The 21,271-nt window shown below is 56.3% G+C and carries 22 protein-coding genes and 1 other annotated feature; of the genes, 13 read left to right on the top strand and 9 right to left on the bottom strand.

The features are described from left to right. Positions 1–53 precede the first annotated feature (53 nt). Positions 54–1,340 (bottom strand): HlyC/CorC family transporter, encoded by a 1,287-nt coding sequence (locus tag HMPREF3140_RS20900; RefSeq protein WP_004149392.1) that lies wholly within the window; start codon positions 1,338–1,340, stop codon positions 54–56. 19 nt (positions 1,341–1,359) lie between these two features. Beyond that, complete coding sequence (locus HMPREF3140_RS20895) at positions 1,360–2,151, bottom strand: cytochrome C assembly family protein (RefSeq protein ID WP_002914153.1); 792 nt, start codon at positions 2,149–2,151, stop codon at positions 1,360–1,362. 163 nt (positions 2,152–2,314) lie between these two features. Here HMPREF3140_RS20895 and ffh point away from each other — a divergent pair, with 163 nt between their 5' ends. The 7 genes from ffh to HMPREF3140_RS20855 all read left to right on the top strand — a co-directional run bounded on the left by ffh (position 2,315) and on the right by HMPREF3140_RS20855 (position 7,945). Further along, the gene (gene ffh / locus HMPREF3140_RS20890; protein WP_002914152.1) at positions 2,315–3,679 is read left to right on the top strand and encodes a signal recognition particle protein; all 1,365 of its coding nucleotides are present in this window, start codon (positions 2,315–2,317) and stop codon (positions 3,677–3,679) included. 259 nt (positions 3,680–3,938) lie between these two features. Then, positions 3,939–4,187, top strand: a complete 249-nt coding sequence (gene rpsP, locus HMPREF3140_RS20885; protein WP_002914149.1) for a 30S ribosomal protein S16 — start codon at positions 3,939–3,941, stop codon at positions 4,185–4,187. Positions 4,188–4,205: 18 nt separating this feature from the next. After that, positions 4,206–4,754 (top strand): ribosome maturation factor RimM, encoded by a 549-nt coding sequence (rimM, locus tag HMPREF3140_RS20880; RefSeq protein ID WP_004150977.1) that lies wholly within the window; start codon positions 4,206–4,208, stop codon positions 4,752–4,754. 31 nt (positions 4,755–4,785) lie between these two features. Next, entirely contained in the window at positions 4,786–5,553 is a 768-nt protein-coding gene (gene trmD, locus HMPREF3140_RS20875; RefSeq protein WP_015958818.1) for a tRNA (guanosine(37)-N1)-methyltransferase TrmD, read from the top strand. 39 nt (positions 5,554–5,592) lie between these two features. Next, positions 5,593–5,940 carry a 50S ribosomal protein L19 gene (gene rplS / locus HMPREF3140_RS20870; RefSeq protein WP_002914145.1) on the top strand — a complete coding sequence of 116 codons (348 nt, stop codon included), beginning with the start codon at positions 5,593–5,595 and terminating at the stop codon, positions 5,938–5,940. 119 nt (positions 5,941–6,059) lie between these two features. After that, positions 6,060–6,518: a DUF2946 domain-containing protein gene (locus tag HMPREF3140_RS20860; RefSeq protein ID WP_015958817.1), complete on the top strand. Its 459-nt coding sequence runs from the start codon at positions 6,060–6,062 to the stop codon at positions 6,516–6,518. A gap of 56 nt (positions 6,519–6,574) precedes the next feature. Beyond that, entirely contained in the window at positions 6,575–7,945 is a 1,371-nt protein-coding gene (locus HMPREF3140_RS20855) for a PepSY-associated TM helix domain-containing protein (RefSeq protein ID WP_015958816.1), read from the top strand. Between the two features lie 8 nt (positions 7,946–7,953). Here HMPREF3140_RS20855 and HMPREF3140_RS20850 read toward each other — a convergent pair whose 3' ends face one another. From HMPREF3140_RS20850 to HMPREF3140_RS20840, 3 genes are read right to left on the bottom strand one after another with little or no spacing between them, the layout of a single operon-like run. Then, a complete protein-coding gene (locus HMPREF3140_RS20850; RefSeq protein ID WP_004145671.1) occupies positions 7,954–8,436 on the bottom strand; it encodes an OmpA family protein in 483 nt (160 codons plus the stop codon). A 13-nt stretch (positions 8,437–8,449) separates the two neighbouring features. Then, complete coding sequence (gene dgcN / locus HMPREF3140_RS20845) at positions 8,450–9,673, bottom strand: diguanylate cyclase DgcN/YfiN (protein WP_002914116.1); 1,224 nt, start codon at positions 9,671–9,673, stop codon at positions 8,450–8,452. Beyond that, positions 9,666–10,175: a regulatory sequestration protein YfiR gene (locus tag HMPREF3140_RS20840; RefSeq protein WP_004174804.1), complete on the bottom strand. Its 510-nt coding sequence runs from the start codon at positions 10,173–10,175 to the stop codon at positions 9,666–9,668. Before HMPREF3140_RS20840 ends, dgcN begins: the two co-directional genes overlap by 8 nt. A 342-nt stretch (positions 10,176–10,517) precedes the next feature. Between HMPREF3140_RS20840 and aroF the strand changes: the two genes are divergently transcribed. The 3 genes from aroF to HMPREF3140_RS20825 all read left to right on the top strand — a co-directional run bounded on the left by aroF (position 10,518) and on the right by HMPREF3140_RS20825 (position 13,654). Continuing rightward, positions 10,518–11,588, top strand: coding sequence for a 3-deoxy-7-phosphoheptulonate synthase AroF (gene aroF / locus HMPREF3140_RS20835; RefSeq protein WP_002914114.1), 1,071 nt, complete (start codon positions 10,518–10,520; stop codon positions 11,586–11,588). 9 nt (positions 11,589–11,597) lie between these two features. Then, positions 11,598–12,719 (top strand): bifunctional chorismate mutase/prephenate dehydrogenase, encoded by a 1,122-nt coding sequence (gene tyrA, locus HMPREF3140_RS20830; protein ID WP_002914113.1) that lies wholly within the window; start codon positions 11,598–11,600, stop codon positions 12,717–12,719. Between the two features lie 62 nt (positions 12,720–12,781). Continuing rightward, entirely contained in the window at positions 12,782–13,654 is an 873-nt protein-coding gene (locus HMPREF3140_RS20825) for an SMP-30/gluconolactonase/LRE family protein (protein WP_004174805.1), read from the top strand. Here the strand turns inward: HMPREF3140_RS20825 and pheA are convergent. From pheA to bamD, 4 genes are all read right to left on the bottom strand, one after another. After that, positions 13,651–14,811, bottom strand: coding sequence for a bifunctional chorismate mutase/prephenate dehydratase (gene pheA, locus HMPREF3140_RS20820; protein ID WP_004150975.1), 1,161 nt, complete (start codon positions 14,809–14,811; stop codon positions 13,651–13,653). The two genes, HMPREF3140_RS20825 and pheA, sit on opposite strands and share 4 nt — an antisense overlap. Before the next feature lie 24 nt (positions 14,812–14,835). Continuing rightward, positions 14,836–14,960: a sequence feature (Phe leader region), on the bottom strand. After that, positions 14,912–14,959 (bottom strand): pheA operon leader peptide PheL, encoded by a 48-nt coding sequence (pheL, locus tag HMPREF3140_RS28430; RefSeq protein WP_100250063.1) that lies wholly within the window; start codon positions 14,957–14,959, stop codon positions 14,912–14,914. (Overlaps the previous feature by 48 nt.) 105 nt (positions 14,961–15,065) lie before the next feature. Next, positions 15,066–15,401 (bottom strand): ribosome-associated translation inhibitor RaiA, encoded by a 336-nt coding sequence (gene raiA, locus HMPREF3140_RS20815; RefSeq protein ID WP_002914111.1) that lies wholly within the window; start codon positions 15,399–15,401, stop codon positions 15,066–15,068. A gap of 270 nt (positions 15,402–15,671) precedes the next feature. Beyond that, positions 15,672–16,409, bottom strand: a complete 738-nt coding sequence (gene bamD, locus HMPREF3140_RS20810; protein ID WP_004145664.1) for an outer membrane protein assembly factor BamD — start codon at positions 16,407–16,409, stop codon at positions 15,672–15,674. A gap of 131 nt (positions 16,410–16,540) precedes the next feature. Here bamD and rluD point away from each other — a divergent pair, with 131 nt between their 5' ends. The 3 genes from rluD (at position 16,541) to clpB (ending at position 20,952) form a co-directional block, all read left to right on the top strand. Beyond that, positions 16,541–17,521, top strand: coding sequence for a 23S rRNA pseudouridine(1911/1915/1917) synthase RluD (gene rluD / locus HMPREF3140_RS20805; RefSeq protein WP_002914110.1), 981 nt, complete (start codon positions 16,541–16,543; stop codon positions 17,519–17,521). Next, on the top strand, positions 17,518–18,249 hold the full coding sequence (gene yfiH, locus HMPREF3140_RS20800) for a purine nucleoside phosphorylase YfiH (protein WP_004212956.1): 732 nt from the start codon (positions 17,518–17,520) through the stop codon (positions 18,247–18,249). Before rluD ends, yfiH begins: the two co-directional genes overlap by 4 nt. A gap of 129 nt (positions 18,250–18,378) precedes the next feature. After that, positions 18,379–20,952: an ATP-dependent chaperone ClpB gene (clpB, locus tag HMPREF3140_RS20795; RefSeq protein WP_004150973.1), complete on the top strand. Its 2,574-nt coding sequence runs from the start codon at positions 18,379–18,381 to the stop codon at positions 20,950–20,952. Positions 20,953–21,271: the final 319 nt, after the last annotated feature.

Below are 21,271 nucleotides of genomic sequence, written 5' to 3'. Positions count from 1 at the left end.
GATAAAAAAACGGCGGGCCGCAGCCCACCGTGATATTAATTCCTTCGCTCGCGCTACTCCGCGACGCTCTCGCGTAATGATTTCACCGGCATCACTTTCACCTGTTTGATCATGTTGTCCTGCACGTCGAGGATATCTATATCGTACTGCTCAATGCGCACGCGGGTGCCCGGGACCGGGATCTCTTCCAGCGCTTCGAGGATAATACCGTTGACGGTGCGGGCTTCATCTTCCGGCAGGTGCCAGTTAAACGCTTTGTTGATTTCGCGAACGTTGGCGCTGCCGTCGATAATCACCGTGCCGTCGTTAAGCGGGGTCACTTCCTCCGCCAGGGTGGGTGACATGGAGGTGGTGAAGTCGCCGACAATCTCTTCAAGAATATCTTCGACGGTGACCAGCCCCTGAATATCGCCGTATTCATCGACCACCAGACCGACTTTCTTTTTATTGCGCTGAAATTTCACCAGCTGGGTGCTGAGCGGCGTGCCTTCCGGCACAAAGTAGATCTCATCTGCCGCCCGCAGCATGATCTCTTTTGTGAACTCTTTCTTCTCCGTCATCAGACGGTAGGCTTCGCGAACGCGCAGCATGCTGATGGCATCGTCCAGCGAATCGCGGTAGAGCACGATGCGGCCATGCGGGGAGTGGGTCAGCTGGCGGACGATAGATTTCCAGTCATCATTGATATCGATGCCGACAATCTCATTGCGCGGCACCATGATGTCGTTAACGCTGACCTTCTCCAGGTCCAGCACCGACAGCAGCATATCCTGATTGCGTCGTGAGATTTGTGAACGGGATTCATTCACAATCGTGCGCAGTTCATCTTTGCTCAGGGCGCTGCTGATGACGGTATCGGTGCGGATGCCCATCATGCGCATCAATATGCGGGTGATGGTATTCAGCAGCCACACCAGCGGCATCATCAGCACCTGCAGGGGCGCCAACAGGAAGCTGCTGGGGTAGGCGACCTTTTCCGGATAGAGGGCGGCGATGGTCTTCGGCAGCACTTCGGCAAATACCAGCACCACAAAGGTAAGTACGCCGGTGGCGATCGCGACGCCGGCGTCGCCGTACAGGCGCATGCCGACGATGGTGCCCAGCGCCGAGGCGAGAATGTTGACAAGGTTATTGCCGATCAGCACAAGGCTAATCAGGCGGTCCGGCTTGCGCAGCAGCTTCTCCACGCGCTTGGCGGGGCGGTTGCCTTGTTTCGCCATGTGGCGCAACCGGTAGCGGTTCAGCGTCATCATGCCGGTTTCGGAACCGGAGAAATAGGCAGAGATAATCACCATGACGATCAGCGTTATGATCAGCGTGGTGGTGGAGATATGTTCCACGTAGGATTCCTTAAAAGACTTAGCTCACGAACTGCTGCAGCACGCGGCTACCAAAATAGGCCAGCGTCAGCAGACCGGCGCCAGCGACGCTGAACCAGACCACACGACGTCCGCGCCACCCTTCATGATAGTGCCCCCACAGCAGGACGATATAGACGAACCACGCAATAATCGACAGCACCGCTTTATCGATATTTTCGCTGCTGAACAGATTGTGCATGTAGAACAGGCCGCTGCACAGCGTCAGGGTCAGCAGCACCACGCCGACCTGGGTGATGTGGAACATTTTGCGCTCAATGCTCATCAGCGGCGGCATTTCGCTGCTGAAGGCCAGCTTTTTATTCTTGAGCTGGTAGTCGATCCACGCCAGCTGCAGCGCATACAGCGCGGCGATGATCAACGTGGCGTACGAGAAGAGCGACAGGCCGATATGCACCAGCATCCCCGGGGTGGTTTCCAGGTGGGTGATATATTCGTTAGGCACGAATGTGGCGAAGGCCAGGTTGATCAGCGCGAAGGCATAGACGATAGGCAGCAGCAGCCAGCCGCGATTGCGCGAGGCCACGATAGTCATCACCGTACAGATCATCAGGCTGACCAGCGACCCGACGTTCAGTAAGCTGAGATTTTGCCCGCTCTCGCCGCCGGGGAATATCCGTGCTTCCAGCGCAAAAGCATGGCAGATCAAGGCGATAGTCGCAGATAAAATCGCCATTCGCCGCCAGCTGCTGTTTTTTTGCAGCAAGCCGGGGATAATCAGCGCGAGGCTGACGGAGTAGGCGACAAGGGCGAGTAGAGCAAAAACAGGCATAGGTGTCGGCTGTTGGCTAAATAAGAAAGAGAAGCAGTATAACGTTAGCAGGCCTCTGCTCCAACCGTTGCAGCACATTCAGATTGATGTCGTGTTATACTCCGCCACATTCGTTTTGTGTGTCGCTGCGGCGACCGACCGTTTCCACCTCAGGCGAGAGACAATGTTTGATAATTTAACCGATCGTTTGTCGCGTACGCTGCGCAACATTAGCGGCCGCGGACGCCTTACAGAAGACAATATTAAAGACACCCTGCGCGAAGTGCGCATGGCGCTGCTGGAAGCGGACGTTGCGCTTCCGGTGGTCCGTGATTTCATCAGCCGCGTCAAAGAGAGCGCGGTCGGCCATGAAGTCAATAAAAGCCTGACCCCGGGTCAGGAGTTCGTCAAAATCGTCCGCAACGAGCTGGTGGCGGCGATGGGCGAAGAGAACCAGACGCTCGACCTGGCCGCGCAGCCGCCGGCCGTGGTGCTAATGGCGGGCCTGCAAGGTGCTGGTAAAACCACCAGCGTCGGTAAGCTGGGGAAATTCCTGCGCGAGAAGCACAAGAAGAAAGTGCTGGTCGTTTCCGCGGACGTTTACCGCCCGGCGGCGATCAAACAGCTGGAAACCCTGGCCGAGCAGGTCGGCGTCGATTTCTTCCCGTCTGATGTCGGGCAGAAGCCGGTTGATATCGTCAACGCGGCGCTGAAAGAAGCGAAACTCAAATTCTACGACGTGCTGCTGGTGGATACCGCCGGTCGTCTGCACGTTGACGAAGCGATGATGGACGAAATCAAGCACGTCCACGCCGCCATTAACCCGGTTGAAACCCTGTTCGTCGTCGATGCGATGACCGGTCAGGATGCGGCGAATACCGCGAAGGCCTTTAACGAAGCGCTGCCGCTGACCGGCGTGGTGCTGACTAAAGTGGACGGCGACGCCCGCGGCGGCGCGGCGCTGTCGATTCGCCATATTACCGGCAAGCCGATTAAATTCCTCGGCGTCGGCGAGAAAACCGAAGCGCTGGAGCCGTTCCATCCGGACCGCGTCGCTTCCCGTATCCTCGGCATGGGCGACGTGCTGTCGCTGATCGAAGATATCGAGAGCAAGGTTGACCGCGCGCAGGCCGAGAAGCTGGCCTCCAAGCTGAAGAAAGGCGACGGTTTCGACCTCACCGACTTCCTTGAGCAGCTGCGCCAGATGAAAAACATGGGCGGCATGGCCAGCCTGATGGGCAAGCTGCCGGGCATGGGGCAGATCCCGGACAACGTGAAAGCGCAGATGGACGACAAAGTGCTGGTGCGTATGGAAGCGATCATCAACTCGATGACCCTGAAAGAGCGCGCTAAGCCGGAAATCATCAAAGGTTCGCGTAAGCGCCGTATCGCCGCCGGCTGCGGCATGCAGGTGCAGGATGTGAACCGTCTGCTCAAGCAGTTCGACGACATGCAGCGCATGATGAAGAAGATGAAGTCGAAAGGCGGCATGATGAAGATGATGCGCGGGATGAAAGGGATGATGCCGCCAGGCTTCCCGGGTCGTTAAAAACAAGGGCATAAGGTTATCTTGTTTGCCATTTTAGCGCCGGGGTGTGCTCGCCATCCTCACGTACTACCTGTACGTTACAGTGGTTGCGCACACGCTGGTACTAAACTGGCTGCACCGCCGACGGCCTTTTACAGCAGACTTATCAACTGCTGATTGCATTTTCCCCAGAAATCAGTAAAATTTTCGGGCTTTTAATATGACACCGGGCTCCGTTCCTCGATGGGGCCCGGTTGTTTTATTCACACAAGAGGATGTTATGGTAACTATTCGTTTAGCACGTCACGGCGCTAAAAAGCGTCCGTTCTACCAGGTTGTTGTCACCGACAGCCGTAATGCACGCAACGGTCGCTTCATCGAGCGCGTTGGTTTCTTCAACCCGATCGCTAACGGTGCGGAAGAAGAAACTCGCCTGGATCTGGATCGTATCGCTCACTGGGTTGGCCAGGGCGCTACTGTTTCCGATCGCGTTGCCGCGCTGATCAAAGCCGCTAACAAAGCAGCTTAATCTGTCACGGTGGTCATGATGAGCAAGCAACACACCGCGCAAGCACCTGTTGATCCGATCGTATTGGGGAAAATGGGTTCTTCCTACGGTATCCGTGGTTGGCTCAGAGTGTTTTCCTCCACCGAAGACGCCGAAAGCATTTTTGACTATCAGCCCTGGTTAATCCAGAAGGCGGGTCAGTGGCAGGTCGTTGAGCTGGAAAGCTGGCGCCACCACAATCAGGACATCATCATCAAGCTGAAAGGCGTTGACGATCGTGATGCCGCGAATCTACTGACTAATTGCGAAATTATCGTGGATTCATCGCAGTTGCCGGAGCTGGAAGAGGGTGACTACTACTGGAAAGACCTGATGGGCTGCCAGGTAGTTACGACGGAAGGCTATAGCCTCGGTAAAGTCATCGATATGATGGAAACCGGGTCGAATGACGTGCTCGTCATCAAGGCAAACCTGAAAGATGCATTTGGTATCAAGGAGCGGTTGGTTCCGTTCCTCGATGGGCAGGTTATCAAGAAAGTCGATCTCACTACGCGTACTATCGAAGTAGATTGGGATCCTGGTTTTTAAATTCTCCGGATAAACGGTAAAAGACGGCGCTATGTGGATTGGCATAATTAGCCTGTTTCCTGAAATGTTCCGCGCAATTACCGATTACGGGGTAACTGGCCGGGCAGTAAAAAATGGCCTGCTGAGCATCGAAAGCTGGAGTCCTCGCGACTTCACGCATGACCGGCACCGTACCGTGGACGATCGTCCTTACGGCGGCGGACCGGGGATGCTAATGATGGTGCAACCCTTACGGGATGCCATTCATGCAGCAAAAGCCGCGGCAGGTGAAGGCGCGAAGGTGATTTATCTGTCACCTCAGGGACGCAAGCTTGATCAAGCGGGCGTCAGCGAACTGGCAACGAATCAGAAACTGATTCTGGTGTGCGGTCGCTACGAAGGGATAGACGAGCGCGTAATCCAAACCGAAATTGACGAAGAATGGTCAATCGGCGATTACGTTCTCAGCGGTGGTGAGTTACCGGCAATGACGCTGATTGACTCCGTTTCCCGGTTCATTCCGGGAGTACTGGGCCATGAAGCATCGGCAACGGAAGATTCCTTTGCTGATGGGTTGCTGGATTGCCCCCACTATACCCGTCCTGAAGTGTTAGAGGAGATGGAAGTACCGCCAGTATTGCTGTCGGGAAACCATGCTGAGATACGTCGCTGGCGTCTGAAGCAGTCGCTGGGCCGCACCTGGCTTAGAAGACCTGAACTTCTGGAAAACCTGGCTCTGACTGAAGAGCAAGCAAAGCTGCTGTCGGAGTTCAAAACTGAACACGCGCAACAGCAGCATAAACATGATGGGCAGGCGTGAGCCCCCAATATCAGTTTACCCAGGATAAGAGATTAAATTATGAGCAACATTATTAAGCAACTTGAACAAGAACAGATGAAGCAGGACGTACCTTCCTTCCGTCCGGGTGATACCGTGGAAGTGAAAGTATGGGTTGTTGAAGGTTCCAAAAAACGTCTGCAGGCATTCGAGGGCGTGGTTATCGCTATTCGTAACCGCGGTCTGCACTCTGCATTCACTGTTCGCAAAATTTCCAACGGCGAAGGCGTTGAGCGTGTCTTCCAGACTCACTCTCCGGTAGTTGACAGCATTGCTGTTAAACGTCGTGGTGCTGTACGTAAAGCTAAACTGTACTACCTGCGTGAGCGCACTGGTAAGTCTGCTCGTATCAAAGAGCGTCTTAACTAAGATTCGCTTTCGCGACATCCTGACAAAAAGGGCTGGCCTCAGGGCCGGCCCTTTTTTTATCTTTGTTGTAACCATCGTGATGTAAATCATTTACAATACGCCCTCTATACGGAGGGGCGGTGGTCAGTAACAGTTTTCAGCAAACGACACCTAAACGGCGAGCCGCCTGGCTGGCGCTGTTGGCGATCCTGCTGATCCTGGTGGCCCCCCTGATCTCCGTCTCCCTGCAAAAAGACCCCATGAGCGCCATGCCCGGCATGCACCACGCCATGATGATGGATAGCTCGTCCGCGAGCATGGCGCAGATGCCCGGGCACAAGATGGCAATGATGCACAGCACAGACGGCGCTACGCATACCGGACACGAAATGCCGCTGGACCATGCCGAAGCGTGTGGCTATTGCGTGCTGTTAGCCCATGTCCCGGGGCTCCTTTTCGCGCTGGCGCTGTTCGTCGCCATGCTCCTGCGGCGCATTCGCCTGCCGGTTTCTCGCCCGGTATTAAAGCACTGGCACTACTTTCCCTGGCTCTACCCCGAAACCCGCGCCCCGCCGCGGCTGTCTGCTTTTTCCCTTTAATAAAAATCAATCTGCGCACCGCGCAACGACCTCTTTTGCTTTAAAAAAGGAAAAGTATGACAACCTGCACCTCGCGCGCGGCATGGCTGAACCTGCTGCGTCGCCTCCATTTCTATATTGGTCTGTTTATCGGACCGTTTATCTTTGTCGCTGCCCTGACCGGTACGTTGTACGTGGCGACGCCGCAGCTGGAAAACTGGCTCTATCACGACGCGCTGCATGGCCTTGCCGAGGGGACTCCGCAGCCGCTCAGCGCCCAGATTGCGGTGGCCGAAGAAGCGACCCAGGGCAATCTGCGGCTGCTGGCGGTGCGTCCGGCGCCTGCGTTGGGCGAGACCACGCGCATTATGTTTGCCGATCCGGGTCTCGGAGAGTCGGAATCCCGGGCTATTTTTGTCGATCCGATCGCGCTGCGGGTGAAGGGCGATATGACGGTCTACGGCACCAGCGGCATCCTGCCGCTGCGCCAGTGGATTGATTATGCGCATCGCTCTCTGCTGCTGGGCGACAGCGGGAGGTTATACAGCGAACTGGCCGCCTCCTGGATGTGGGTGGCCGCGCTCGGAGGCATTGCCCTGTGGGCGATGACGCGTCCAAAACGGCGGCTGAATAACGCCCTGCAGAACCATCGTCGGCTGCACGTGACGCTGGGCTGGGGCTTACTGGTGGGTATGCTGCTCTTCTCCGCCACCGGCCTGACCTGGTCGCAATGGGCCGGCGGCAATGTGGACAAAATGCGGGCAGCGTTCGGCTGGCTGACGCCGCAGGTCAATACCCAGCTGCATGGCGAGATGCAGATGACGCACGATCCCCACGCCGGACATCATATGGATGCGATGGCCATGGCCCAGCATCAGCCGGCGCTGCAGCTGGCCCAGTTTGACCAGGCGCTGGCGGCGGCCCGTCAGGCGGGGCTGAACGCCAGCCGGCTGGAGATCCGTCCGCCAGTGTCAGACGACCGCGCCTGGACGGTGAATGAGATCGACCGTCGCTGGCCGACGCAGGTGGACGCGGTGGCGATCGATGGCGCCACGATGCAGGTGGTGGATCGCACGCGTTTTGCCGACTTTCCGCTGATGGCGAAGCTCACCCGCTGGGGCGTCGATTTCCATATGGGGATCCTCTTTGGTCTGGCGAATCAGCTGCTGCTGGTGGGATTTGGCTGCGCGCTGTGCGTTACCATCGGGGTGGGGTACCGGTTATGGTGGATCCGCCGTCCGCCTCAGGCGGCCTGGGATCCGGCGCGTTCGCTGCTGCAGGCGTGGCTGTCGCTCGCCTGGCCTGCCCGAAGCCTGGTGCTTGGGCTGGCGTTTACCCTTGGATTGGCCATGCCGTTAATGGGAGCCAGCCTGCTGCTGTTCATTGCCGTTGACTACCTGCGCTGGCGCGCGGCAACGGCAATGAGGATGATGAAGTCCAGCGACTAAGTGAAGACTTACGGCGTGCTGATGACCACCGTTACCCGGCGGTTTTCGGCGCGCCCGGCCGCCGTGTCGTTGCTGGCGATCGGGTATTTTTTGCCAAGGCCGCGGGTGACTAAATTACTGCGTGGGACATGAGCGCCTTCCGCCCAGGCATCGGCCACGCTGTTGGCCCGCTTAAGCGACAGGGCTTCATTGTAGCTATCTTCACCATAATTATCGGTATGGCCTTCAAGGCGGCTATGGGTGATCCCGGTAGCCGCCAGCCGCGAGGCCATCGTGGTGATCTGCTGGCGGCTGTCGGGACGTAGTCGGTAGTCATTCTTGTCAAACAGGATGCTATCGGATAAGCCCAGGGACCAATCGCCATTGCTTTCAGTAAAGCCGTAAGATTTCATCGCCGCCACCTGCTCGGGGGTAAATTTTCCCTGAGGAGCCTGGCAACCTGTCAAAAGCGCCGCCGCCATCAGGGCGGGGACGAAATATTTTCTGATCATAATGAGTCCTTTATTATTTCAGCGTCTGCTGGATACGTTGGTTTTTCATCCGATACATATTCTGATCGGCAAGTTCTTGCAGTGATTCCGCGGTGGCGTGCTCCCACGCCAGGGCATAACCGACGCTCAGCGAGAGCGTGGCGCTATGACCGTTGTGCAGGTTGAATGGCGGAAGAAATTGTTCCGTTAGCGCCTGGCACAGGGCCTGCACTTCTGCTTCCGAGCGCACCTCGCGCAGCAGAACGGCAAACTCATCGCCGCCAAGACGCCACGCCAGATGGCGTTTACCGGCAAAAGTCATCAGGCGGCTGGCGACCTCCATCAGCACTTTATCGCCCGCCGCATGCCCCCAGTTGTCGTTAATCAGTTTGAAATTATCGCCATCAAGAAACAGCAATGCCGAGGTTTGATGATCGACTTCATTCTGCATCAGCTCGGCGAGCGCGTTACGAAAGGCGGCGCGGTTAGCCAGGCCGGTCAACGGATCGTGTAACGAACTGCGCAACAGCTGCGCGTTTTTGGCCTGCAGCTGGCGCTGCCAGTCCTCCATTTCCCCCAGCAGGCTGTTAAAGTCCTGGGCGAAAAGATGGAACTCCTCGATACGCTCCTCCGGCACCCGCCGGGAGAAGTGGCGGTTTTCACGTATATCATGCACGACCTCAGTGATGCTCTGCAGGGCGGCGACGATCCCCCGGTGTAGGGAGTGGGTCAGCAGCAGGGCGATGAACGAGGCGAGCAGAATGCTGCCGGTCAGCACCAGAATCGAGATACCGAGAAAGTGGCTAATCAGTTCATCAAGCGCGGTCAATCTCAGCTCGCCGATTTGTTTGCCCTGGTGCCAGATGGGCTGCACCGTGGGCTCCGGAAACAGCCATTTACTGATAAGCCCGCTCACTTGCTCTTTATTGGCCAGCGGTTCATGGCGCCACGCGGCGAAGTGCTGCATCTGGCCGTTTAGCACGATTGCCTGGGAGATCTGCCCTTGCTTGCCCAACGACGCGAGGGTCTCCTCTGCCGCCGCGCTGTCGCCAAACACCAGGGCGGCTTCGAGGCTGCGCCCCATGGTCGCGGCAGTGAGCTCAAGATTTTTCTGCGCGTACTGCTTGAGCGTGAAGATTGAGGCTGTACTCAGCAGCAGCCAGACCAGCGTCATGGAAATCACCACGCTTATCACGCTAATGCGACGGAGCGCGCGTTTGAAAGTCGGGCGCGGAGTCTGTGAAAAGTCCTTATTCATGTGGTTTCTTCCGGGCAAGCATCAGGACGTCCGGGTTAACCCGAACCCCGCTGTGCGTCAGAACGTCCAGATTAACGGAGAAGCGGACCCGGTCGTCATTGATGATCAGGCAAAACGCGCTACCAATTGAACAATCCGTATTTTGTTCTGCGATGAGTAACAGCGGCCTCGGGCCATAGCGGCGAGTGAGTTCTGACTGTTCAGTCGGCGATTCGCTGCCAAAATAAAAACCATCGCAGGTCGTTTTTAACGCTTCTTCACGATTACGTACTATCACCGGTTGATAGGGTAATGCATCCGGATCTTCATGAGCCAGGCTATGGGTGAAGCGTGATGAGGCAAAAATGCACAGCTTTGGCGCTCCTGTTAATGACGGCCAACGGGTGTAGGTCACGATCCCGGAAACAATAGCGCGAACATGTTCTGAAGGTCCGGCAGCAAAAACAGGAGATACCGCGATGAGAAAAAATACAGTCAATAAAAGACGGTGTAATACTGTCATTAACGCTTCCGTCAAAGTCGCCATAGCGCGGGAAAAGCCGCTGCCGATGCCCGGCGAAGAATACCACTGTTAATAAAACCCGTCATTAGATGCGCCCTTTGCTTTGGGACAATTCTCACCAGGATTTTTCGTAGTACCGATACCGTGGGTGCGCAAGTTTGGCTTGTTTTTTCTATGTGTAAATATTGTTATACGCATCGCGCCATTGTGAGTGGCAATTAATTCGTTGGTGTAAATTAAAATTTACGGAATATGGATTGAATTCTTTACTTTGTGTGGTATCGTTACGTCATGCCCTCTGAGGCAACCCTTATCGCAAACGAGCTACACAGGATCGCAATCATGCAAAAAGACGCGCTGAACAACGTACATATTACCGACGAACATGTATTAATGACCCCGGAGCAACTGAAGGCGGAATTCCCGCTGAGCGTCGAGCAGGAAGCGCAGATCGCGCACGCCCGTCAGACCATTTCGGATATCATCGCCGGTCGCGATCCGCGCCTGCTGGTGGTATGTGGTCCTTGCTCCATTCACGATCCGGAAGCTGCGATTGAATATGCTCGTCGGTTTAAAGCCCTTGCCGCAGAGGTCAGCGATAGCCTCTACCTGGTGATGCGCGTCTATTTTGAAAAACCCCGTACCACCGTCGGATGGAAGGGGCTGATTAACGATCCGCACATGGATGGTTCGTTTGATGTTGAAGGCGGCCTGAAGATTGCGCGTCGTCTGCTGGTCGAGCTCGTCAATATGGGACTGCCGCTGGCGACGGAAGCGCTGGATCCCAACAGCCCGCAGTACCTCGGGGATCTGTTCAGCTGGTCCGCTATCGGCGCGCGTACCACGGAATCACAAACGCACCGCGAAATGGCCTCTGGCCTGTCGATGCCGGTCGGCTTTAAAAACGGTACCGACGGTAGCCTGGCCACGGCCATCAACGCCATGCGCGCCGCGGCGATGCCGCACCGTTTCGTAGGCATCAACCAGGCCGGGCAGGTCTGCCTGCTGCAAACGCAGGGTAATCCGAACGGCCATGTGATCCTCCGCGGCGGCAAAGCGCCGAACTACGGTCCGGAAGATGTGGCGAAATGCGAAAAAGAGATGGCGCAGGCGGGACTGAAGCCGTCGCTGATGGTAGATTGCAGTCATGGGAACTCCAATAAAGATTTCCGCCGCCAGCCGGCCGTGGCTGAATCCGTGGTCGCGCAGATCAAAGATGGCAACCGCTCCATTATCGGCCTGATGATCGAAAGTAATATCCACGAAGGCAATCAGTCCTCTGAACAGCCGCGTGAGGCGATGAAATACGGCGTCTCGGTGACGGATGCCTGCATCAGCTGGGAGACTACCGAGGCGCTGCTGCGTGAACTGGATAAGGATCTCCGCGGCCACCTGGCGGCCCGTTTGGTTTAAGAGGAAAGTATGGTTGCTGAACTGACCGCGTTACGCGATCAAATTGATGAAGTGGATAAAGCGTTGCTTAGCCTGCTGGCTAAGCGTCTGGAGCTGGTGGCCGAAGTCGGCGAGGTGAAGAGCCAGTATGGCCTGCCGATTTACGTCCCGGAGCGCGAGTCGGCGATGCTCGCCTCCCGACGTGAAGAGGCGGCTGCGCTCGGCGTACCACCGGATCTGATCGAGGACGTTCTGCGTCGCGTGATGCGGGAATCCTATTCCAGCGAAAACGACAAAGGCTTCAAAACCCTGCAGCCGAATCTGCGGCCGGTGGTGATCGTCGGCGGCGGTGGGCAGATGGGGCGTCTGTTTGAGAAGATGTTAACGCTGTCCGGCTACCAGGTGCGTATTCTGGAAAAAAACGATTGGGCCCGGGCGGCGGATATCGTCGCCGATGCCGGCATGGTTATCGTCAGCGTACCGATTCACACCACCGTGGAGACGATCGGCAGGCTGCCGCCCCTTCCGGCGGATTGCATTCTGGTTGACCTTGCCTCGGTGAAAGCGGAGCCGCTGCAGGCGATGCTGGCGGCGCATCAGGGCCCGGTTCTTGGCCTGCACCCGATGTTCGGTCCGGACAGCGGCAGCCTGGCGAAGCAGGTGGTGGTCTATTGTGATGGCCGCCAGCCGGAGGCCTATCAGTGGTTCCTCGAACAAATCCAGGTTTGGGGCGCGCGGCTGCACCGCATCAGCGCCGTTGAGCACGATCAGAACATGGCCTTTATTCAGGCGCTGCGCCACTTTGCCACCTTCGCCTATGGCCTGCACCTGGCGGAAGAGAATGTACGTCTTGAGCAACTGCTGGCGCTCTCGTCACCCATTTACCGACTGGAGCTGGCGATGGTAGGCCGTCTGTTTGCCCAGGATCCGCAGCTGTACGCCGATATTATTATGTCATCGGAAAACAACCTGGCGCTGATTAAGCGCTACTACCAGCGTTTCGGCGAAGCGATCGGCCTGCTGGAGCAGGGCGATAAGCAGGCGTTTATCGACAGCTTCCGTAAAGTCGAACACTGGTTTGGCGATTACGCTCAGCGTTTCCAGAGCGAGAGCCGCACGCTGCTGCGTCAGGCGAACGATAATCGGCAGTAAAGCGAAAAAGATGTATACAATAAAGCCAGCGACCGCTGGCTTTTTTTATAGGGATGACAACGATGGCTGAACCACAACCGCTGTTTGACTACACCGGATACCTGCCGGAATGCCCGACCTGGAGCGAGGCAGAACAGGCCCTCTACTGGGCTGATATCATGGAATGTGAAATTCACCGCTACGATATCCGCAGCGGAGAACACCAGGTGCTGCAGTTTCCAGAGGAGGTCGGCTGTTTTGCCCTGCGCGAGAAGGGCGGGTTTATCGTTGCATTGCGCAGCGGCATCTGGCTGACCGACGCCCACGGCCTGCTGCGGCGGAAAGTCTGCGATAACCCGAGCAACCCGGAGCTGGCGCGGTTTAACGACGGCGGGACCGATCGCGATGGGCGCTTTTATGCCGGTACCTTCTGGGGGCCTGGGGATTACAACGGCGCGCTGCTGATGCGAGTGGATAACGACCTGCAGCCGAAAGTGATCCAGTGTGACATCCATGGCGCCAATGGCCTGGCCTTTAGCGCCGACCGGCGCTGGATGTATACCTCTGATACGCCGAACGCCGTGATCTACCGTACGCCGCTGGATGAGCAGGGTGAGCCTGGCCGACGCGAAGTCTTTCGCCGTTTTCAGCCTGGCGAAGGGATCCCTGACGGGGCGGCGATCGACGTGGAGGGATGTTACTGGAGCGCAATGTTTGACGGCTGGCGGATCGCCCGTTTCTCGCCGCAGGGCGAGGAGCTGGAATCCTACCCGATGCCGGTTCGTTGCCCGACGATGGTCTGCTTCGGCGGGGCGGATATGAAAACGCTCTATATCACCACCACCCGGGAAAACATGGAGGACGATGAGCTGGCGCAGTATCCGCTGTCAGGCGCCATCTTCACCCTGCCGGTAGCGGTGGCAGGGATGAAGAAATTACCGTTCCGCGAATGTTAAACCGGATCCACCGGGACCACGTTTTCGCTAGGGTAGCAGCCGAGGACCTTCATGGAGCGGGTGATATCCGCCAGCTCCTTCAGCGCCTTGCGCATGGGCAGCGAATCCAGGTTGGCCTGAATATCGAGATAAAACATCTCTTCCCAGGGATTGCCGTGGATCGGGCGGGATTCCAGTTTGGTCATGATCAGATTGTGGTTGCGCAGCACCAGCAGGGCTTCCACCAGGGCGCCCGCCTGCTGACCGGTCGCCATTAACAGCGTGGTCTTGGCCGGCACCTGATCGGAGACGTTCACCGCTTTGCGCGCCAGGACGAGGAAGCGCGTGATGTTCTGCGTCTGGTTGGCCTGGCAGTGCTCCAGCACCTGCAGACCATACAGAGCGCCGCCCGCTTCGCTACCCAGGGCCGCGACGGCCGGGGAGTTCGCCTGCGCCACTTTTTCCATTGCCGCCGAGGTGCTCTCGGTATACTCAATCTTCCAGTGCGGGTAGCGGCTCAGGTACTGGCTGCACTGCTGGAACGGCTGCGGATGGCTGTAAACGGTCTGAATTTTATCGGCATCCGTCGAGGTGCTCACCAGTACGCAATGATCGATAGGGATCGTCAGCTCGCCAACGATCGACAGGCTGGTGTGCTGCAGCAGATCGTAGACGTCGTTGATCCCGCCGGAGCTGGTGTTTTCAATCGGCACCACCGCGTAATCGGCCTGGCCGGTTTCTACCTGATTAAAAATATCGGCGAACTTCGCGCAGCCGCTCTCAATAAACTGCTCAAAGTGGCGAGCGGCGTACTGACGCGCCGCCAGATGCGAGTAAGAGCCCTTGGGACCGAGGAACGCCACGCGGGCCGAATGCGGGTTAATTTTATTCAGATGCTGCTGTAGCAGGGTTTGCTGGGTAAGAACAGAGTCTTCGATAATCAGCTGGAACAGGCGGGTGATATAGTGCGCATCCAGATTATGGCGCTTGCCGATAGTCATCAGGCGCTCCAGCAGATCGCGTTCGCGGTCAATATCACGCACCGGACGATGGGAGGCCAGTTTGGCTTTTCCAACCTCAACAGCCAGTCCGCGGCGCTCCGCCAGCAGAGCAAGCAGCTTCTCGTCCAGGGCGCTTATCTTATCGCGCAGCGCCAGTAATGGGTTTTCCTCGGTCATAGATGTTGCCTTTGTTGTTATCAAATAAAAAAGGCCTCCCGGGTGGGAGGCCTTATTGTTCGTCTTCGCATTCTTTCTTATACGACGAATTGCCTCCCGGTCAGGGGAAGGTAAAAAAGAATGCGAAGAAGAACGGGACAAGTTTCATGGTAAATTCCTTTAGGTAGTGGGGATTACAGTACCTGTACTGTTTTCACTCTGTCAATAAAAAACGCGCCCGAAGGCGCGTGGCATGACACAACTTAAGTTAAGGATTACTCTTCTTCTTCCACAAAGCCTGCCTCTTTCACCGACGTCGCGGCGCGGCGGGCTTCCCCTTTGTGTTGCACTTTATTGAGCTGCCGTTCCAGCTTGTTGATCAATTCGTTAATGGCGGCGTACATATCTTCATGACGCGCACTGGCAACCAGATGGCCGTTTGGCGTGTTGATGGTTGCATCAGCGATAAAACCCTGCGGCTCCTTAGACAGAATGATGTGCGGGTTGATTAAATGAGTTTGCCACTTATCCAGTTTGGCGAGACGGTCTGCGACATGCTGGCGGATTGCCGGAGTAATTTCCATTTGTTTACTGGTAATGTTCATTGTCATAAATTTTACCTCTTGTCTTTCCCGTCTTGGTGAATCCAGCATACCTTTCCCAATGTCAAAATGTGTGATCTAAATCACATTTTATTGTCACTTTTTGTCAACAAATTCATTTTGTGAGACAGGGCAGGAAGAAGTGAGATTTTACTTGTCGAACCCGATAAAGCAGGCCATATTTGATGAGTTAACCCGGCGCTAAACCGCTTCAGCTCGTCGGGAAACGTATAAAAAAACGGCAGCCAGTGGCTGCCGTTTGCGATCGATGAGTCAGGCTCAGGTGTTCTTGCTGTTCGCGGCGATAATCTTCGCGACTTTGTCCGCCTGAGCGTTCATTTGCATCTGACGATAGGCGTTTTCCATCTTCGGCAGGGCATCGCGGGTGGCCTGGGTATCCGGATAATTACGCATCATCCCTTCCACACGGTTAACCACGGCAACCCATGCGCCACGATCGGTGTAGTAATCCACGACCGACAGCTCATATTTGGCCAGACGATCTTTCAGGAACACCATGCGTTTATAGGCGTCAGTGGCGTACTGGCTGTTCGGATAACCACGCACCAGTTTGGAGAAGTCATTGAAGGCATCGCGCGCGTGCTGCGGATCGCGGTCGGAGCGATCAACGCCGAAGAAGCCCTGCAGCGCGCTGTCATCCAGGGCCATGTTGGTCAGGCCGCGCATATAGATGACATAGTCGATGTTCGGATGGGTGGGGTTCAAACGCATGAAGCGATCGATAGCCGCCTGAGCCAGAGGAAGATCGGCGTTTTTATAATACGCATAAATCAGATCCAGCTGTACCTGTTGGGAATAAGGGCCGAATGGATAACGATTATCCAACGCTTCCAGTTGCGTTATCGCCTGTTTCCAGTTACCGTCCTGCAGTTTTTGCTGGGCGGTCGCGTAGATTTCATTCGGCGGATTATCAGGCACCTCTTCCTTAGAGCCGGAGCAACCCACCAAAGCCAGGCTCAGTGTGGCGGCTGCCACCAGGTATTTCATGCGCGTCATGACGTTTTGACTTCCTCAAAATGTTTATGCGGGAGAATCTCTGTTCCTGCTCCCGATTAAGACCAGCTACAATAGCACACTATATTAAACGGCAAAGCCGTAAAACCCAACGTTAAACGAAGAAGCTGTATATGGCACAACGAGTACAACTCACCGCAACGGTGACCGAAAATCAACTCGGTCAACGCTTAGATCAGGCTTTGGCCGAATTGTTCCCTGATTATTCGCGATCGCGGATAAAAGAATGGATCCTCGACCAACGCGTATTAGTCAATGGCACCATTGGCGATAAACCGAAAGAAAAAGTGCTGGGGGGAGAACGCATCGCTATCGATGTGGAAATCGAAGAAGAGGCGCGCTTCCAGCCGCAGGATATTCCGCTCAATATCGTTTACGAAGATGATGACATCATCGTGATCAATAAACCGCGCGATCTGGTTGTACATCCTGGCGCGGGCAACCCTGACGGTACTGTGCTGAATGCGCTGCTGCACTACTATCCGCCTATTGCCGATGTGCCGCGCGCGGGTATTGTTCATCGTCTGGATAAAGACACCACCGGTCTGATGGTGGTGGCGAAAACCATTCCGGCGCAAACCCGGCTGGTGGAGTCGCTGCAGCTGCGCGAGATCACCCGTGAATACGAAGCGGTGGCGATCGGTCATATGACCGCCGGTGGCACAGTGGAAGAGCCGATCAGCCGTCACCCGACCAAGCGTACCCATATGGCGGTGCATCCGATGGGCAAACCGGCGGTGACCCACTACCGCATTATGGAACATTTCCGCATCCATACCCGCCTGCGTCTGCGTCTGGAAACCGGTCGTACACATCAGATCCGCGTGCATATGTCGCATATCACCCATCCGCTGGTAGGCGACCAGGTCTATGGCGGCCGGCCGCGTCCGCCGAAGGGCGCGTCGGAGGAGTTCATCACCGCGCTGCGTAAATTCGACCGCCAGGCGCTGCATGCCACCATGCTGCGCCTGTATCACCCGATCTCCGGCATTGAAATGGAGTGGCACGCGCCCATCCCACAGGATATGGTCGAGCTCATCGAGGCGATGCGCGCCGATTTTGAAGCCCATAAGGACGATATTGACTGGTTATGACGAAACTGATTGTACCGCAGTGGCCAATGCCCGGCAGCGTGGCGGCCTGTAGTTCTACCCGCATCGGCGGCGTGAGTCTGCCGCCCTATGACTCGCTCAACCTGGGCGCCCATTGCGGCGACAATCTGCAGGATGTCGAAGAAAACCGGCGGCGGATGTTTGCCGCCGGCGGCTTGCCGTCTTACCCGGTTTGGCTAGAGCAAGTCCATGGCACCGAGGTTCTGACGCTGGACGGCGGACCCTATCCGTCGAAACGCGCGGATGCCTCTTATAGTCGTACGCCAGGGACCGTCTGCGCGGTGATGACCGCTGACTGCCTGCCGGTGCTGTTCTGTAACCGCGACGGCACCGAAGTCGCCGCGGCGCACGCGGGATGGCGCGGCTTATGCGAAGGGGTTCTGGAAGCGACGGTTGCTCGTTTCGCCGATAAAGCCGAAAATATTATGGCGTGGCTGGGGCCCGCCATCGGTCCGCAGGCGTTTGAGGTGGGACCGGAAGTCCGGGATGCCTTTATGGCGAAGGACGAGAATGCGCACCGGGCTTTTCGTCCGGCAGGCGAAAAATATTTTGCTGATATCTACCAACTGGCGCGGCAGCGTCTGGCAAACGTCGGCGTTGAGCAGATTTTCGGCGGCGATCGCTGCACGCTAAGCGAAAAGGATGATTTTTTCTCTTACCGGCGCGACAAGACCACCGGTCGTATGGCAAGTTTCATTTGGCTGATATAACCTAGAGAATCAAGACGATCCAGAAGGCAAACTTATTTTTCACATAGTTCGGGTCTTTAACCTTGAATAATTGAGGGATGACCTCATTTAATCTCCAGTAGCAAATTTGACCTGTTTATGGGAGGAGTTATGCGTCTGGATCGTCTTACCAATAAATTCCAGCTTGCTCTTGCCGATGCCCAGTCGCTCGCACTCGGGCACGACAACCAATTCATCGAACCTCTTCATTTAATGAGCGCCTTGCTGAATCAGGAAGGGGGATCGGTACGTCCTTTATTAACCTCGGCGGGCGTGAATGCCGGGAAACTGCGCACTGACATCGAACAGGCCTTGAGCCGTTTACCGCAGGTGGAAGGCACCGGCGGCGATGTGCAACCTTCTCAGGATTTAGTGCGGATCCTCAACCTTTGCGACAAGCTGGCGCAAAAGAAAAAGGACAACTTTATTTCGTCGGAACTGTTCGTTCTGGCGGCGCTTGAATCACGCGGTACGCTGACCGACCTTTTAAAATCCGCCGGAGCAACAACCGCCAACGTGACTCAGGCGATTGAACAAATGCGCGGAGGGGAAAGCGTGAACGATCAGGGTGCCGAAGACCAACGTCAGGCATTGAAGAAATTTACCGTCGATCTCACCGAGCGTGCCGAGCAGGGCAAGCTGGATCCGGTGATCGGCCGTGATGAAGAGATTCGCCGTACCATTCAGGTACTGCAGCGTCGTACCAAAAACAACCCGGTGCTGATCGGTGAACCCGGGGTGGGTAAAACGGCAATCGTCGAAGGCCTGGCGCAGCGTATCGTCAACGGCGAAGTACCAGAAGGGCTGAAAGGCCGTCGGGTATTGGCGCTGGATATGGGGGCGCTGGTGGCCGGGGCGAAATACCGCGGTGAGTTTGAAGAGCGTCTGAAAGGCGTGCTGACCGACCTGTCAAAACAGGAAGGCAACGTCATTCTGTTTATCGACGAACTGCATACCATGGTGGGCGCTGGTAAAGCCGACGGCGCGATGGATGCGGGTAACATGCTGAAGCCGGCGCTGGCGCGTGGTGAACTGCACTGCGTCGGGGCGACGACGCTTGATGAATACCGTCAGTACATCGAAAAAGACGCCGCGCTGGAACGTCGCTTCCAGAAAGTGTTCGTTGCCGAGCCTTCGGTAGAAGATACCATCGCGATTCTGCGCGGTCTGAAAGAACGTTATGAGCTGCACCACCACGTGCAGATCACTGACCCGGCTATCGTGGCGGCGGCGACCTTATCGCATCGCTATATTGCCGACCGTCAGCTGCCGGATAAAGCCATCGACCTCATCGATGAGGCGGCATCCAGCATCCGTATGCAGATTGACTCCAAACCGGAAGAGCTGGACCGCCTCGATCGGCGTATTATCCAGCTGAAACTGGAACAGCAGGCGCTGAAGAAAGAGTCTGATGAGGCGAGCCTGAAGCGTCTCGATATGCTCAACGAGGAGCTGGCGGATAAAGAACGGCAGTACTCGGTGCTGGAAGAAGAGTGGAAAGCGGAAAAAGCGTCGCTCTCCGGCACCCAGACCATCAAAGCTGAGCTGGAGCAGGCGAAAATCGCCATCGAACAGGCGCGCCGCGTCGGCGATCTGGCGCGGATGTCCGAGCTGCAGTACGGCAAAATTCCGGAACTGGAGAAACAGCTGGCGGCTGCCACTCAGTCCGAAGGGAAAACCATGCGTCTGCTGCGTAATAAAGTGACGGATGCTGAAATCGCCGAAGTGCTGGCTCGCTGGACCGGTATCCCGGTCTCCCGCATGATGGAAAGCGAGCGTGACAAACTGCTGCGTATGGAGCAGGAGCTGCATCATCGGGTGATTGGCCAGGATGAGGCGGTTGAAGCGGTATCCAACGCCATTCGCCGCAGCCGCGCCGGGCTGTCCGATCCGAACCGGCCGATTGGTTCGTTCCTGTTCCTCGGTCCAACCGGGGTCGGTAAAACCGAGCTGTGTAAAACGCTGGCTAACTTTATGTTCGACAGCGACGACGCAATGGTGCGTATCGATATGTCCGAGTTTATGGAGAAACACTCCGTCTCGCGTCTGGTCGGTGCGCCTCCGGGATACGTCGGCTATGAAGAGGGCGGTTACCTGACCGAGGCGGTGCGCCGTCGTCCTTATTCCGTCATCCTGCTGGATGAAGTGGAAAAAGCGCACCCGGATGTGTTCAACATTCTGCTGCAGGTACTCGACGACGGGCGTCTCACCGACGGGCAGGGGAGAACGGTCGACTTCCGTAATACGGTAGTCATCATGACCTCGAACCTCGGTTCCGATCTGATTCAGGAACGGTTCGGCGAGCTGGACTACGGACATATGAAGGACCTGGTGCTGGGGGTAGTCAGCCAGAACTTCCGTCCGGAGTTCATCAACCGTATCGACGAAGTGGTGGTCTTCCATCCGCTGGGCGAGAAACATATTGCCTCTATTGCCCAGATCCAGCTGCAGCGTCTGTATAAACGTCTGGAAGAGCGCGGATATGAAGTGCAGATGTCCGATGAGGCGCTGAAGCTGCTGAGCGCCAATGGTTACGATCCGGTATACGGCGCGCGGCCATTGAAACGTGCTATTCAGCAGCAGATTGAGAACCCGTTAGCCCAGCAGATCCTTTCCGGTGAGCTGGTTCCGGGTAAAACCATCGAGCTGGTAGTAAAAGACGACCGCATTGTGGCAGTGCAGTAAATCACAAAACGACAAAAACGGGCCCAGCGGGCTCGTTTTTGTTTAAAAACCAGGCAAGAATTAAAGCTCAATACCTGATTTGGTTGAAAAGTGAGCGGTTGAATTCTTTTTTTGAATTTATCCTTGTCACTTCAGAATTACTCCCTATAATGCGCCTCCACTGACACGGAACAACGGCAAACAAGCCGCCGGGCCAGGAGGATTCAACGACGGAAATCGACGTTGAAAGCCGACAGAGAAAAGCAAAATAAGCGCTTGACTCTAAATGAGGAAAACGTATTATACGGGACCTCGCGACAGAGCGCTAAAGCGCGTCGCA

This window comes from Klebsiella sp. HMSC16A12 (assembly GCF_001808265.1).
In the GTDB taxonomy this organism is placed as follows: domain Bacteria; phylum Pseudomonadota; class Gammaproteobacteria; order Enterobacterales; family Enterobacteriaceae; genus Klebsiella; species Klebsiella pneumoniae.
The sequence above is the reverse complement of the archived record's forward strand: the minus strand, read 5'-3'. Positions and strand labels throughout refer to the sequence as shown.

What these genes read in the sequence shown, in the direction of transcription:
- yfiH (WP_004212956.1), top strand. Translation starts at nt 17,518, where the DNA reads ATGACGAAACTGATTGTACCGCAGTGGCCAATGCCCGGCAGCGTGGCG.
- ffh (WP_002914152.1), top strand. Translation starts at nt 2,315, where the DNA reads ATGTTTGATAATTTAACCGATCGTTTGTCGCGTACGCTGCGCAACATT.
- clpB (WP_004150973.1), top strand. Translation starts at nt 18,379, where the DNA reads ATGCGTCTGGATCGTCTTACCAATAAATTCCAGCTTGCTCTTGCCGAT.
- rimM (WP_004150977.1), top strand. Translation starts at nt 4,206, where the DNA reads ATGAGCAAGCAACACACCGCGCAAGCACCTGTTGATCCGATCGTATTG.
- rluD (WP_002914110.1), top strand. Translation starts at nt 16,541, where the DNA reads ATGGCACAACGAGTACAACTCACCGCAACGGTGACCGAAAATCAACTC.
- aroF (WP_002914114.1), top strand. Translation starts at nt 10,518, where the DNA reads ATGCAAAAAGACGCGCTGAACAACGTACATATTACCGACGAACATGTA.
- HMPREF3140_RS20855 (WP_015958816.1), top strand. Translation starts at nt 6,575, where the DNA reads ATGACAACCTGCACCTCGCGCGCGGCATGGCTGAACCTGCTGCGTCGC.
- raiA (WP_002914111.1), bottom strand. Translation starts at nt 15,401, where the DNA reads ATGACAATGAACATTACCAGTAAACAAATGGAAATTACTCCGGCAATC.
- HMPREF3140_RS20895 (WP_002914153.1), bottom strand. Translation starts at nt 2,151, where the DNA reads ATGCCTGTTTTTGCTCTACTCGCCCTTGTCGCCTACTCCGTCAGCCTC.
- trmD (WP_015958818.1), top strand. Translation starts at nt 4,786, where the DNA reads ATGTGGATTGGCATAATTAGCCTGTTTCCTGAAATGTTCCGCGCAATT.
- HMPREF3140_RS20850 (WP_004145671.1), bottom strand. Translation starts at nt 8,436, where the DNA reads ATGATCAGAAAATATTTCGTCCCCGCCCTGATGGCGGCGGCGCTTTTG.
- dgcN (WP_002914116.1), bottom strand. Translation starts at nt 9,673, where the DNA reads ATGAATAAGGACTTTTCACAGACTCCGCGCCCGACTTTCAAACGCGCG.
- HMPREF3140_RS20840 (WP_004174804.1), bottom strand. Translation starts at nt 10,175, where the DNA reads ATGACAGTATTACACCGTCTTTTATTGACTGTATTTTTTCTCATCGCG.
- pheA (WP_004150975.1), bottom strand. Translation starts at nt 14,811, where the DNA reads ATGACCGAGGAAAACCCATTACTGGCGCTGCGCGATAAGATAAGCGCC.
- tyrA (WP_002914113.1), top strand. Translation starts at nt 11,598, where the DNA reads ATGGTTGCTGAACTGACCGCGTTACGCGATCAAATTGATGAAGTGGAT.
- rpsP (WP_002914149.1), top strand. Translation starts at nt 3,939, where the DNA reads ATGGTAACTATTCGTTTAGCACGTCACGGCGCTAAAAAGCGTCCGTTC.
- bamD (WP_004145664.1), bottom strand. Translation starts at nt 16,409, where the DNA reads ATGACGCGCATGAAATACCTGGTGGCAGCCGCCACACTGAGCCTGGCT.
- rplS (WP_002914145.1), top strand. Translation starts at nt 5,593, where the DNA reads ATGAGCAACATTATTAAGCAACTTGAACAAGAACAGATGAAGCAGGAC.
- HMPREF3140_RS20825 (WP_004174805.1), top strand. Translation starts at nt 12,782, where the DNA reads ATGGCTGAACCACAACCGCTGTTTGACTACACCGGATACCTGCCGGAA.